The organism is Gemmatimonadota bacterium (assembly GCA_016719105.1).
Classification (GTDB): Bacteria; Gemmatimonadota; Gemmatimonadetes; order Gemmatimonadales; family Gemmatimonadaceae; genus SCN-70-22.
Map to the genome: position 1 here is coordinate 129893 of JADKAQ010000003.1, position 12809 is coordinate 142701.

At 69.5% G+C, this 12809-nt stretch carries 12 protein-coding genes; all 12 read left to right on the forward strand.

The annotated features are described in order from the left end of the window. The first annotated feature begins 5 nt into the window (after positions 1-5). Genes IPN47_07310 through IPN47_07365 form a run of 12 tightly spaced genes read left to right on the forward strand, consistent with a single transcriptional unit; the run spans position 6 to position 12803 of the window. Positions 6-1970, forward strand: a complete 1965-nt coding sequence (locus IPN47_07310) for a DUF2723 domain-containing protein (GenBank protein ID MBK9407850.1) — start codon at positions 6-8, stop codon at positions 1968-1970. Positions 1971-1981: 11 nt separating this feature from the next. Beyond that, positions 1982-2686, forward strand: a complete 705-nt coding sequence (locus IPN47_07315; protein ID MBK9407851.1) for a YggS family pyridoxal phosphate-dependent enzyme — start codon at positions 1982-1984, stop codon at positions 2684-2686. Further along, positions 2662-3222, forward strand: a complete 561-nt coding sequence (locus IPN47_07320) for a DivIVA domain-containing protein (GenBank protein ID MBK9407852.1) — start codon at positions 2662-2664, stop codon at positions 3220-3222. The genes IPN47_07315 and IPN47_07320 overlap by 25 nt, the downstream gene beginning before the upstream one ends. Positions 3223-3257: 35 nt before the next feature. Next, entirely contained in the window at positions 3258-4079 is an 822-nt protein-coding gene (locus IPN47_07325; protein ID MBK9407853.1) for a purine-nucleoside phosphorylase, read from the forward strand. Next, the gene (locus IPN47_07330) at positions 4076-7339 is read left to right on the forward strand and encodes an isoleucine--tRNA ligase (GenBank protein ID MBK9407854.1); all 3264 of its coding nucleotides are present in this window, start codon (positions 4076-4078) and stop codon (positions 7337-7339) included. Before IPN47_07325 ends, IPN47_07330 begins: the two co-directional genes overlap by 4 nt. A 2-nt stretch (positions 7340-7341) precedes the next feature. Next, positions 7342-7779, forward strand: a complete 438-nt coding sequence (locus tag IPN47_07335; GenBank protein ID MBK9407855.1) for a TraR/DksA C4-type zinc finger protein — start codon at positions 7342-7344, stop codon at positions 7777-7779. Continuing rightward, entirely contained in the window at positions 7763-8323 is a 561-nt protein-coding gene (gene lspA / locus IPN47_07340; GenBank protein MBK9407856.1) for a signal peptidase II, read from the forward strand. Before IPN47_07335 ends, lspA begins: the two co-directional genes overlap by 17 nt. Beyond that, positions 8320-9327 (forward strand): RluA family pseudouridine synthase, encoded by a 1008-nt coding sequence (locus IPN47_07345; protein ID MBK9407857.1) that lies wholly within the window; start codon positions 8320-8322, stop codon positions 9325-9327. Before lspA ends, IPN47_07345 begins: the two co-directional genes overlap by 4 nt. Next, positions 9324-9740 (forward strand): purine-binding chemotaxis protein CheW, encoded by a 417-nt coding sequence (locus IPN47_07350; GenBank protein ID MBK9407858.1) that lies wholly within the window; start codon positions 9324-9326, stop codon positions 9738-9740. Before IPN47_07345 ends, IPN47_07350 begins: the two co-directional genes overlap by 4 nt. Before the next feature lie 54 nt (positions 9741-9794). Beyond that, positions 9795-10157 carry a response regulator gene (locus tag IPN47_07355; GenBank protein MBK9407859.1) on the forward strand — a complete coding sequence of 121 codons (363 nt, stop codon included), beginning with the start codon at positions 9795-9797 and terminating at the stop codon, positions 10155-10157. Between the two features lie 31 nt (positions 10158-10188). Beyond that, positions 10189-12153, forward strand: coding sequence for a chemotaxis protein CheA (locus IPN47_07360; protein MBK9407860.1), 1965 nt, complete (start codon positions 10189-10191; stop codon positions 12151-12153). Between the two features lie 29 nt (positions 12154-12182). Beyond that, positions 12183-12803: a chemotaxis protein CheC gene (locus IPN47_07365; GenBank protein MBK9407861.1), complete on the forward strand. Its 621-nt coding sequence runs from the start codon at positions 12183-12185 to the stop codon at positions 12801-12803. Positions 12804-12809: the final 6 nt, after the last annotated feature.

The window sequence follows — 12809 nt, forward strand, 5'->3', positions numbered from 1 at the left end:
TTCCGATGCCGGCCCTGGGCGCCGCCGCGATCAGCGGGGGCGCCCTTCTCGTTGTCTACGTCGTCACGCTCGCCCCGTCGGTCACGCTGTGGGACAGCGGCGAATTCCTCGCCGCCATCCACGCCCTCGGGGTCCCGCACCCACCCGGCACTCCACTGTTTGTCTACGCGTCCAACGCGTGGGCGCAGGCCTTCGGGTGGCTTCCGTTCGCCGTCGCCGTCAACCTGGCGTCGGCCGTCGCCACCGCCACGTCGGCAGGCTGTTTCGCCTGGTTGTTCACGCGCTGGACGGGGCGCGCCCTCGTGGGCGTGGCCGGGGCGCTCGTGGGCGGTGGCATGGCGGCCGTGTGGCAGAGCGCGACGGAGACCGAGGTCTACGCCTTGGCCACGCTCGCGGTGGCGCTCGCCCTCGTGGCGGCCGACGTCGCCGGGACCCGATGGAGCGTGCGACATCGTGTCCTCATCGCCTTCCTCTTCGGCCTCGCGGTGCCGTTGCACATCAGCGTCCTCGTCGCCGGCCCCGCCGTGATCTTGCTGGCGTCGAGCGATCGCAGCGGCGCCATGTCTGTCCGCGCCGCCCTGGCCCCCGCGGCGGCCTGGTGCGTCGCCGTCGGGATGGGGACCGTATCGGCGCTCCCGCTGCTGGCGGGCGGCATGTTGGCCCTGGTCGCCAGCGTTGCGCCTGACGGACAGGACGGGACGCGCTCGCGGCGCGCCGCTTGGCTGTCGCTCCTAGTCACGATGCTGGGCGCCAGCTTCGTGCTGGTGATGCTCGTGCGGGCGCGCCATGACCCGGCCGTGAACGCCGGCTTTCCCACGACCTGGACGTCGCTCGTGGACATCGTGGCCCGGCGTCAGTACGACGTCCCGCCGCTCTGGCCTCGTCGCGCTCCGCTCTGGTTGCAGCTGGGGAACGTCGTGCAGTACGCCGACTGGCAGGTGGCGCTCGGGCTGAGCGACGCGCCGGGGCCCTCACCATGGCGCACCCCGATCACCCTCGTGTTCGCAGCGTTGGGCATCGCGGGCAGCGTCTGGCACTCCCGTGTCGATCGGCGGAGCTGGAAGGCGATGGGGCTGCTGTTGCTCTGCGCGACCCTGGGGGTCGTGACCGTGCTGAACCTGCGGGCCGGGCCGTCGTTCGGATGGGGGGTGCTCCCGGTGGATGCGCTTCGCGAGGCGCGCGAGCGCGACTACTTCTTCGCGTTGGCCTTTCTCGTGGCTGGGCTCTGGTGCGGCTGCGGAGTCGTGGCGCTCCGGGATCGCCTTCCTCGGGGGATGCGCGAGCTCGCGATGCTGCTGGCGGTCGCCCCGATCGCGCTCAACTGGAGGGGGGTCGACCGACGGCGCGCACCGGATGCCACGCTGGCGGGCGACTTCGCGCACGCGCTGCTCCGGCCACTCCCCGCCAGGGCGGTGCTGGTCGTGGCGGGTGACAACGACTCGTTCCCGCTGTGGTACGCGCAGGAGGTGGAGGCGCTGCGAACCGACGTGACGGTGGTGACGATTCCGTTGCTTGGGGCTGGCTGGTACCGCGCCGAACTCGCGCGCCGGCACGCGCTCCTCCCGGCCGACGTGGTGGAACCATGGCAAGGGCTCTCGGCGACCTTGGCGGCGATCGGGGCTGCGGCCCGGCGTGACGGGCGTCCGCTCATGGTCGCGGTGTCCGTCGAACCAGACGACCGGGGCGCCGTGGCGCCCGGAGAGGGGTGGCGACTCGAGGGAATGGCGTACTCCCGGCTCGGCGGAGGCGCGGCGAGTGCGGGGCCTCTCGTGGATTCGGTGTCGGTTGCTCGAGCGGCGTCGTCGCGCGCCGGCGCGCTCGCCGGCGATGGTCATCTCCCCTCCGCGCGCGACCCTGCGGGGCGCTACGTTCAGCGGCTGTTGCAGTGCCCTGCGGTGGCGCTGCGGTACGTTCGCGCAGGGGATTCGGGGGCGCGGCGTTTACTTGAATCGGCCTGTAACTTCCGATAGTTTATCGTGTTATGCCTTTTCAAGGGCTGGCGGATCGACTCCGTGAGGTTCAGGGGCGCATCGCGGCCGCGGCGGCACGTGGTGGACACGGTCAGCGGGTGGAAATCATCGCCGTGACCAAGACGCACGGTGCCGACGCGGTGGTGGCGGCGTGGGCGTGCGGGCTTCGGTCGGTTGGTGAGAACAAGGTGCAGGAAGCGCTCGGCAAGATGGATCAGGTCTCGGTCCCGGTGGATTGGCATCTCATCGGGCACTTGCAGCGCAACAAGGCGAAGCACACCACGCGCTTCGCGCTCGTGCACTCGATGGACAGTGCGCGTCTCGCCGACGCGCTGCACGACGTGGCGGTCAGGGCCGGCGCGCACCTCCGGGTGCTGGTGCAGATGAACGTGTCGGGCGAGGAGAGCAAGGGTGGCTTCGCATTCTCCGAGCTGGCGTCGGAGGCGGTGCGGCTGCGCGCGCTGGACGGATTGGAGGTCGCGGGGGTGATGACGATGGCCCCGTTCGATGCGGACGAGGCCGTATTGCGCGCCACGTTCGCAGGAGCGCGAGCCGCGCGTGATGTCCTGCGCGACGCCGGTCACCCTGCGCATGAGCTGTCGATGGGGATGTCGAACGACTTTGAGGTTGCGGTCGAAGAAGGCGCGACGATGGTCCGCCTCGGCACGATCCTGTTTGGAGAGCGCACGCCATGGCCGACGAATCATTCCACCTGACTCCGCTCGATATCCGGCGCTACGACTTCGGCAGCGCGCTGCGCGGCTACGATCGCGCGCGTGTCGACCAGTTTCGCGAGCAGGCGGCCAACGAAGTCGAGCGGCTGGTGAAGCAGTGCCAGGCCCTGGAAGGGAAGGCGCAGGGCTTTCACGAGCAGCTGCGGGCCTTTCGCGAGCGTGACAAGGCGATCAACGAGGCGCTGATCTCGGCCCAGCAGCTGCGAGCCGAAGTGCGCGAACAGGCCGAGCGCGAAGCGCAGCTCATCCTGCGCGAGGCACGCGCCGAGGCCGAACGGATCGTGGCGGGGGCGGCCAACGATGCGCGGCAGGTGCAGGGGGAACTCGAGGCGCTGGTGCGCCAGCGTCGCAGTTACCTCTCGCAGCTTCGCACGATGGTGGAGCGGCAGCTGTCGGACATCGAAGCGGCCGAGGCGAGTGCGGCGTCGATGACCCCGGTGCGCCGCGAGGCGGCGCCAGCGGCACCGGCAGCGGCGATGGAGCAGCCCGAGTGGCTCGACTCCGTGGTGAAAGAGTAACCGACGAGCAGACGAGCACACGAGTGACGACAGATATCGGGCATTCCTGGGACGCGATTGAAGCGGCGGCGGCCGCAGTGCGCGCGCGGTTCACCCGCACGCCGGACGTGGCGATCGTGTTAGGCACGGGGTTGGGGGGGCTGGCCAAGGCCATCGAGGTGGAGCAGTCCATCGAGTACGGTGACATCCCCGGCTTTCCGCTGTCGACGGTCGAGTCGCACGCCGGACGGTTGCTGTGCGGGACGCTGGCCGGCCAGTCGGTCATCGCGATGCAGGGTCGCTTTCACCGGTATGAGGGCTATTCGCTCCAGCAGGTGACGTTCCCGGTGCGCGTCCTGCGGGCGTTAGGCGCGCGCACGCTCGTCGTGTCCAACGCGTGTGGCGGGATGCACCCCCTGTGGGAGGCGGGCGACCTGATGCTCATCGCCGACCACATCAACCTGCTCGGTGACAACCCGCTGCTCGGGCGCAACGACGATCGCCTGGGGCCGCGCTTCCCCGACATGTCGCAGCCGTACGATCCGGCGCTGCGGGAGTTGGCGCGCGCCGAGGCACGGCGCCAGGGCATCACCCTGCGGGAGGGGGTGTACGTCGCCGTGACTGGTCCCAACCTCGAGACGCGCGCCGAGTACCGGATGCTGCGGGCGATGGGGGCAGACGTGGTGGGGATGTCGACGGTACCCGAGGTGATCGTCGCCGTGCACGGCGGGATGCGCGTGCTCGGCGTCTCCATCATCACCGACTTGTGCCTGCCGGACGCGTTGGAGCCTGCATCACTGGACACGATCATCGGCGTGGCGGCGCGAGCCGAGCCGCACCTGACGTCGCTCATCACCGGCGTGCTGGAGCGGATGTGAGCGACGGCCGTTACCAACTGTTGCCGGCCGACCGCCCGGCGGACGAGCTGGAGCAGGAACTCCTGGCGACGTGGCGCCACGAACGGCTGTTCGAGCGAACGCTTCTCGAGCGGGCCGGCAGTCCGGCGTTTGTCTTCTACGATGGCCCCCCGACGGCGAACGGTCGTCCGGGGATCCATCACGTCTTCGCGCGCACGGTGAAGGACCTCTTTTGCCGCCATCGCACGATGACCGGGCACCTCGTGGACCGCAAGGCCGGGTGGGACACGCACGGCCTCCCGGTCGAGATCGAGGTGGAGAAGGCGTTGGGGCTGACGGGGAAGCCGGACATCGAGGCGTACGGCGTCGAGGCCTTCAACGCCAAGTGCCGCGAGAGCGTCTGGACCTACCGCAAGGATTGGGAGCGGCTCGTCGAGCGCGTGGCGAACTGGATGGATTACGACGATCCATACGTCACGTACACGAACAACTACATCGAGAGCGAGTGGTGGGCGCTCAAGACGATGTACGAGAAGGGGCTGCTCTATCGCGGACACAAGATCCTGCCGTATTGCTCGCGGTGCGGGACGGCGCTCTCGTCGCATGAGGTGGCGCAGGGATACGAGGATGTCGAGGACCCGTCGCTGTTCATCGCGCTCGATCTCGTGGACGATGGGAAGACGGGAAGACGGGAAGACGAGGGGCGCCGCCGGCTCATCGTCTGGACGACGACGCCGTGGACGCTGGTGTCCAACGTGGCGTTGGCGGTACATCCCGATCTCGAGTACGTCGAGCTGCGCAAGAAGACCGGCGCCGACTGGACGATCATCCTGGCGGCGGCGCGGGCGATGGCGGTGCTCGGCGACGACTACACCGATCGCTGGGACGTCGTACAGCGCCTCACGGGACGCGACCTCGAGGGGAAGCGCTACCGGCGTCCGCTCGATTGGGTCCCGTACGGCGAGGGGACTGGGCGTCACGAGGTGATCGTGACCGCCGACTTCGTCTCGGCCGAGGACGGCAGCGGGATCGTGCACATGGCGCCGGCCTTCGGCGCCGACGACTACGCCATGGGGCAGAAGCACGGCCTCGTGATGCTGCAGCCGGTGAATGCGCGCGGCCGCTTTGGCGATGAGCTTCCCGTCGTTGGGGGGATGTGGGTCAAGGACGCCGACGCCCGCATCGTCGAGGTGCTCAAGGAACAGGACACGCTGTGGAAGGTGGGGAAGCTGCTCCACGCGTATCCGCATTGCTGGCGCTGCAAGACGCCGTTGCTGTACTACGCCCGCGAGTCGTGGTTCATCCGCACGACGGCGTTCAAGGACGACATGCTGGCCCGCAACGCAGCGATGGACTGGCATCCGCGCGAGGTGGGCGAAGGGCGATTTGGCGAGTGGCTCAAGAACAACATCGACTGGGCCGTCTCGCGTGATCGCTATTGGGGGACGCCGCTCCCCGTCTGGGTGAACGACGAGGATCCCGACGAGATCGAGGTGGTGGGGTCGTACGCCGAGCTCGCCGAGAAGAGCGGGACGACGCTCGGCACCGACTTCGATCCGCACAAGCCGTTCATCGACGCGTACACGTGGCCCGCCAAGTCGGGGACGGGGACGATGCGTCGCGTGCCGGCGGTGATCGACGCCTGGTTCGATTCGGGATCGATGCCGTTCGCGCAGTGGCACTACCCGTTCGAGAATCAGGAGCGCACGGCGCAGCAGTATCCGGCCGACTTCATCGCCGAGGGACTCGACCAGACGCGCGGGTGGTTCTACTCGCTGCTGGCGATCGCCACGGGGTTGGGCGACGCGCTGCCTAACAACGCGCGCACTGGGCGACCGGAGGCCGCAGGCGCAGGAAGCGCGGCGCTGGCCGCGCCGTATCGCGCGGTGGTCGTCAACGACCTCGTGCTCGACAAGAACGGCGTCAAGATGTCCAAGACGCGCGGCAACGTGGTCAATCCGTGGGAGGTGATCGCCTCGCATGGTGCCGATGCGGTGCGCCTCTTCCTCATCGCGTCGAGCCAGCTCGGCACGCCGAAGCAGTTCGATGTCGACGCCGTCCGCGACACGGCTGCGCGCTTCCTGGTCACGCTCAAGAACGTGTACAGCGGGATCTTCGCGCTGTATGCCAACTTCGGTTGGGCGCCGTCCGCGCAGGACCCGGCGGTGGCCGATCGTCCGGTGCTCGATCGCTGGATCCTCTCCCGCCTGGCGGCGGTGGAGGAGGCGGTGCAGGGGGCGATGCAGGGCTTCGATTCCACGACCGCGGCCCGCGCCCTGATGACCTTTGTCGTTGACGATCTCTCCAACTGGTACGTGCGCCAGTCGCGGAGCCGCTTCTACGACGTCGACGGCGCCGACAACCGGGCCGCCTTTGCGACGCTGCATGAGTGCCTCGTGGTCACGACGCGCTTGCTGGCGCCGATCGCGCCGTTCGTCACGGATTGGATGCATCGCGAGCTCACGGGAACTTCCGTGCACCTCGCCCGTTACGTGCGGGAGTCGGGAGCGGCGACGCGTCGCGACCTGGGGCTCGAGCGCGGGATGGTCGAGGTGCGGGAGCTGGCGACGCTGGGGCGTGCGGCGCGCGAAGAGGCGGGGGTCAACGTCCGCAAGCCGCTGTCGCGGGTCGTGTGCGTGGTGCCGCGCGAGGCGGTGGGCGACGTGGAACCGCTCCTGGCGCTCCTGCAGTCGGAGTTGAACGTGAAGGCGGTGGCCCTCGCCACCTCGGCCGACGACCTGGTGACGCTGGAGGCCAAGCCGAACTTCAGGTCGTTAGGCAAGAAGTTCGGCAAGGCGACGCCACTGGCGGCCAAGGCGGTGCAGTCGTTGGCCAGCGAGCACCTGCGGGCGTTCGAACATGGCGAGCCGCTGGCGCTCACCGTGGAAGGCGAGACCCATACGCTCGATGGCGAGGATCTCACGATCCTGCGGCGGGCGTCGGGGGCGCTGGTGGTAAAGGAGGCCCTGGGACGCTTCGCGGCGATCGATCCCGCGCTGACCCCGGCCCTGAAGCGGGAGGGGCTGTCGCGCGAGGTGGTGAGTCGCGTCCAGCGGCTACGCAAGGAGACCGGCCTGGCCGTCTCCGATCGCATCCGGCTCTGGATCTGGGGGGCCGGCGAGATCGAGGAGGCGGTTGCGGAGTACAAGGACTGGATCGCGGGCGAGGTGCTTGCCCGGGACGTCACGGTCGGACGTGACGAGGTGGTGGCCGAACAAGCGACGCACGCCGTGGAGATCGACGGACTCTCCGTGCACGTCGCCCTGACCAGGGACGAATAACGATGGCATCGACCAGTGGCGCGAGTGGTGCGGCGGCTCCCAAGAAGCCGAAGCCGATGAGCAAGAAGCACCTGCAGCACTTCGAGAAGCGCCTGCTCGACGAGCGCAAGCGTGTCCTCAAGGAGCTGGGGAAGTACGACGAGGTGTTCAACGCCACGGACCAGTCGTCCGACGGCGACCTCTCGTCCTACTCGTTCCACATGGCCGATCAGGGGACCGATGCCATGGAGCGCGAGAAGGCGTTCCTCTTCGCGAGCCAGGAAGGGCGGTTCCTCTGGCACATCGACCAGGCGCTGCGTCGCCTGTACAAGTCGCCCGAGACCTTCGGCAAGTGCCACCAGTGCGGCGACGAGATTGCTTTCGAGCGACTCGACGCCCTTCCGCACGCTCGCTACTGCATCAAGTGCAAGCAGCGGGAAGAAGATGCCAAGAAGTCTTAGGAACGCGCTGACGTACTGGCCGATCGTGGTGGTGCTGGTCGTCGCCGACCGCATCACCAAGTCGGTCGCCGAGGCGGTGCTGTGGCCGCGCGGCGTCCCGCGCGCCGTCTTCGGCGACGCCGAGTGGTTCCGCTGGACGCTGGTCTACAACCCGGGGGCCGCCTTCGGGTTGCACCTGGGGCCGTACTCGCGCTGGATCTTCCTCGCGCTCACCGTCGGCGCGCTGGGAATCCTCTATCACCTGTATCGCACCACCGAGGATGGCAACCGGTGGCGCGTGATGGCGGTGGGGCTGGTGACGGCCGGGGCAATCGGCAACCTGATCGACCGCATCATCTCGCCGAACGGGGTGGTGGACTTCATCGACGTGGGCGTGGGCGACATGCGCTGGCCCACGTTCAACGTCGCCGACATGGCGGTCTCTGTGGGGGCGATCCTGCTGGCGACCGTGTTGTGGCGGGAGGACGAGCAGACGGCACGCGTGACCGACGAGCGGGAGACGGCCGCGCGTACGGTGTCGGGCAGTTCCCGCGTGCGCACGTGAGCGCGCTCGCCCAGGGGACCCGGTTTTCCTTTGTTTGCGAGGCGAACAGCGATGTTCGCCTCGATTCGTTGGTAGCCACGCACGGCGGACTGTCGCGCACGCAGGCGGCGACGCTCATCGCCAACGGGCACGTCACGCTGGGCGGGCGTCGCGAGAAGGCGTCCTACAAGCCGGTTGCCGGCGAATCGGTCGAGGTGTTCGTCCCGCCGCCGGCCCCGCGCGAGATCCTTGGCGAGGCCATTCCGCTCGTGGTCGTGTACGAGGACGACGACCTCGTGGTGATCGACAAGCCGGCCGGGATGGTGGTCCATCCGGCCCCGGGCAACTGGACGGGAACGCTGGTGAACGCCCTCGTGGGGCGCGGCGGCGAGCTGTCGGAGGCGGGGGGCGACGAGCGCCCCGGGCTCGTGCATCGTCTGGACAAGGACACCTCCGGCCTGCTGCTCGTCGCCAAGCACGATCGCGTGCATCGCCTGCTCTCGTCGGCGATCGCCGAGCGACGGGTGGTGCGCCGCTACGCCGCGCTGATCTGGGGACACCTCGACGCCGACGAGCGCACGGTCGACAAGCCACTCGCGCGCGATCCGCGCGATCGCCAGCGCATGGCGGTCGTCGAGGGAGGGAAGGCGGCGCGCACGACCTTTCGCCGGCTGGCGCGCTTCGACGCGGGGGACCTCTTGCGCGCCCACCTGCACACGGGGCGCACGCACCAGATTCGCGTGCACCTCGCCTCGATCGGCCACCCCGTCATGGGCGACGACACGTACGGTGGCGGCGGCGGGCGAGCGCTCATCGGGCTCGCGCCCAAGCGCCACTTCCTGCATGCCGCGTGGCTGCGCTTCGTGCACCCGATGACTCGCAAGGCGATGGACCTGCGGGCGCCGCTCCCCGCCGACCTGCGAGGATCGCTGGCGACCGTGGCCGACGACCCGACGCTGCGCGACGAGCGCGATCCGCTGGAGCGCTACGACTTCTACGTCGAGCCGCCGGAGGTCGGGGCGTGAGCCAGTCGTACGTGATCGTCGAAGGGGCGGGCGCGCTCTTCGCCGTGCCGCAGGCGCAGGTGCGCGAGATCGTCCCGGCGCGCCAGATCACTCGGCTTCCCGGGGCCCCGGCGTCGGTACGAGGGCTGCTCAACGTGCGCGGCACGCTGGTGACGGTGGTCGACCTGGCGACACGATTCGGGCGTGGCAAATCGGTGGGCGACGATCCGTCGGTGGTGATCGCCGTCACCGAATCACGCACTCTTGGGCTGCTCGTCGACGACGTGCTGGACGTGCAGGCGTACTCGGCCGCGGACTTCGTGGCGGCCACCGTGGAGCCCGCTGACAAGTCGCTCGTGGGAATGGGACATTTTGGCGACCGAATCGTCCTTGCCGTGGACCTGCAGGAGCTCGCGCGGCAGACGCTCGCCTAGGGGTGGCGCGTGCCGCGCAGGCGGCTGCGAACGCCTCTCCGGGGAGACACGAGCGTGAGCCACACGGTACTGATCTGCGACGACGCGATCTTCATGCGCACCATGCTGAGCGACATCCTGCAGCAGGCGGGATTCGACGTGGTGGGCGAGGCGGAAACGGGGGCTCAGGCGGTCGATCGCTACCGCGAGTTGCGCCCCGACCTGGTCACGATGGACATCGTGATGCCCGACATGGGCGGGATCGACGCGGTGCGTGAGATCACCCGCAACGATCCGGGGGCCAAGGTCCTGATGTGCAGCGCGATGGGGCAGCAGGCGCTGGTCGTCGAGGCCATTCAGGCTGGGGCGAAGGACTTCGTGGTGAAGCCCTTCCAGCCGTCGCGCGTGCTGGAGGCGGTGCAGCGCGTCCTCGGCTGACGTCGCGCGTCAGCACCTCGGGAGCGCGCGCATGGACTCCGCCCGGTATCGCGAGCTCTTCCTCACCGAGGCGCGCGACCATCTCGTCGTCATCAATCAGGCGCTGATTGCGCTGGAGCACGCCCCCGCGGAGGCCGCGACGGGGGCGGGGCGCGACTCGGTGGACGCGATCTTCCGCGCCGTGCACACGGTGAAGGGGATGAGCGGCGTGATGGGCTACGCCGCCGTTGGCTCGCTCTCCCACGCGATGGAGACCCTGTTGTCGCGCGTGCGCGCGGGAGATCAGGCGCTGGAAGGGGAGCATGTGACGCTCCTGTTCGATGCGGCCGACGCGCTGGAACACGCCATCGAGGCCTCGGCCACGGCGCAGGAGTCGGCGCTCGACGTCACCTCGCTGGTGGAGCGGCTGCAAGGGCGCGATCGCGCCGCGGGGCCTCTGGCTCGCGCCGCGGACGCCAGCCGGACGGTCCCGCCGGGCGACGGCATCGCGGTGCACGTCACCCTCGAGCCGGGGACGATCCTCCCCGGGGCACGCGCGCAGCTCGTGGTGGCGCGCGCCCGGGCGTTAGGCGCGGTGACCACCGTGGTGCCTGACGAGGCCTCGATGCTCGGCGACGACTTCGACGGGTGCTTCGCCATGCGCCTGGTGTGCGACGCCGACGACGCGTCGGTGGTGGCGGCGCTGCGTGCCGCGGGCTTCGTGCACGAGGCGCGGGTGGTGCGCGACGCGCCCCTGCGCGAGCGGTCCTCGTCGGCGGGTGCCCCCGCCGAGCGTGCCGCTGTTCCGCGCTCGGAAGCAGAGGCACAGTTCGCGGCGACCTGGGGGAGCGAGGTGCTCAAGGCTCCGCTCCAGCGCTACGTGCGCATCGACCTGCGTCGCCTGGACCACCTGATGACGCTGGTCGGCGAGCTGATGATCGTGCGCGGGCGCCTGGCGCAGCGCGCCGCCACGCACGACGACCCCGTGCTCGATGAGGCGGTCGCCGAGGCCTCACGCCTCATCGGCGAGCTGCAGGATGGGGTGCTGGGAGGGCGCATGGTCCCGGTCTGGCAGGTCTTCGACCGCTTTCCGCGCGTGGTGCGCGATGCGGCCCGCGCGTTGGGCAAGGACGTCGAGTTCGTGATCGAGGGGCGCGAGATCGAGCTCGATCGCTCGCTGCTCGAGCAGGTCGCCGACCCGCTGGTGCACCTGCTGCGCAACGCGATCGATCACGGCATCGAGGCCCCCGACGCGCGCCTGGCCGCCGGCAAGCCCGCCGCGGGCCGCCTGACGCTCAGCGCCACGCGCGAACGCAGCGCCGTGGTGATCCGCGTGCGCGACGATGGCCGCGGCGTCAACCGGGCCAAGGTGCTGGCGAAGGCGAAGGCGATGGGGCTGGTGGACGAGGAGCGCGACGCGCTGGAAGACGAGGAGATCCTGCGCGTCATCTCGCGCGCCGGCTTCTCGACCGCCGACCGGGTGACCGAGCTGTCGGGACGTGGCGTGGGGATCGACGCCGTCCTGTCGCGTGTCCGCGCGCTTGGAGGGATGGTCGACCTCAAGTCGTTCGAAGGGGCGGGGACCGCCTTCTCCCTGCGCCTCCCGGTCACCCTGGCGGTGATCCCGGCCCTCCTGGCCCGGGTTGGGGACGAATCATACGCCCTTCCGTTGACCCACGTCACCGAGACGCTCCAGCTCTCCCGCGGGGTGGTGCGATCGGTACGCGGGCGCGAGGTGATCGTCATACGTGAGGAGGTTCTCCCGCTGCTCCACCTGCGCGACGTCGTCGGGCTCCCCGGTCAGGCCACGGGGCGCGACGCGTCGGCGTCGCACGTGGTGCTGCTCGAGCTGGCCGAGCGCCGGGCGGGGTTGGTGGTGGACCAGCTGCTGGGGCAGGAAGAAATCGTCGTGAAGCCGTTCGACGCCGTGCGCGGCGCGGCATCGTGCTTCAACGGCGCCACGATCATGGGCGACGGGTCGGCGGCGCTCATTCTCGAAGTGAGTAGCCTGCTCTAACGCAGGATAACGTCGGACGGGAGCGAGTCATGGTTGATCTGCTGAGTCTCAAGCCAATGCAGCTGGATGCCCTGCGCGAAGTCGCCAACATCGGCGCCGGGCACGCGGCCACCGCGCTGTCGCAGATGACAGGGCAGACGATCATGATCGCGGTCCCGACGATCAACATCACGCCGCTGGAGGAAGTCCCCCCGTCCATCGCCGCGCCTGACGAGCCGGTGGCCGCGGTGCTGATGAACATGCTGGGCGACCTGACCGGGCGGACGCTCCTGGTCTTCCCGAAGCCGACGGCCATCCGCCTCGGGGAACTGCTGCTGCGCCGTCCGCACGCGGGCGCGGGGGAGCTCACGGAGCTGGAGCAGTCGGCGATCAAGGAGGCGGGCAACATCCTGAGCGGGGCGTACATGAACGCGCTGAGCGAGTTCATGGGACTCCTTCTCCTTCCCTCGCCGCCGTCGCTGGCCATCGACATGTCGCGGGCCGTGCTGACGACGGCCTACCTGCAGTTCGGGTCCGATCGTGACCTCGTCTTCTGCGTGGAGACCGAGTTCTTCATGCAGGAGGCCAACGAGCACCTGCGCGGCTATTTCCTCCTGCTCCCCGACATGCCGTCGCTGCGCGCCATCCTGCGAGCGGTGCGCCTGGGCTGACCGGAT

Coding starts and splice junctions, on each gene's coding strand:
- IPN47_07310 (MBK9407850.1), top strand. CDS start 6: ATGCCGGCCCTGGGCGCCGCCGCGATCAGCGGGGGCGCCCTTCTCGTT.
- IPN47_07315 (MBK9407851.1), top strand. CDS start 1,982: ATGCCTTTTCAAGGGCTGGCGGATCGACTCCGTGAGGTTCAGGGGCGC.
- IPN47_07320 (MBK9407852.1), top strand. CDS start 2,662: ATGGCCGACGAATCATTCCACCTGACTCCGCTCGATATCCGGCGCTAC.
- IPN47_07335 (MBK9407855.1), top strand. CDS start 7,342: ATGGCATCGACCAGTGGCGCGAGTGGTGCGGCGGCTCCCAAGAAGCCG.
- lspA (MBK9407856.1), top strand. CDS start 7,763: ATGCCAAGAAGTCTTAGGAACGCGCTGACGTACTGGCCGATCGTGGTG.
- IPN47_07360 (MBK9407860.1), top strand. CDS start 10,189: ATGGACTCCGCCCGGTATCGCGAGCTCTTCCTCACCGAGGCGCGCGAC.
- IPN47_07365 (MBK9407861.1), top strand. CDS start 12,183: ATGGTTGATCTGCTGAGTCTCAAGCCAATGCAGCTGGATGCCCTGCGC.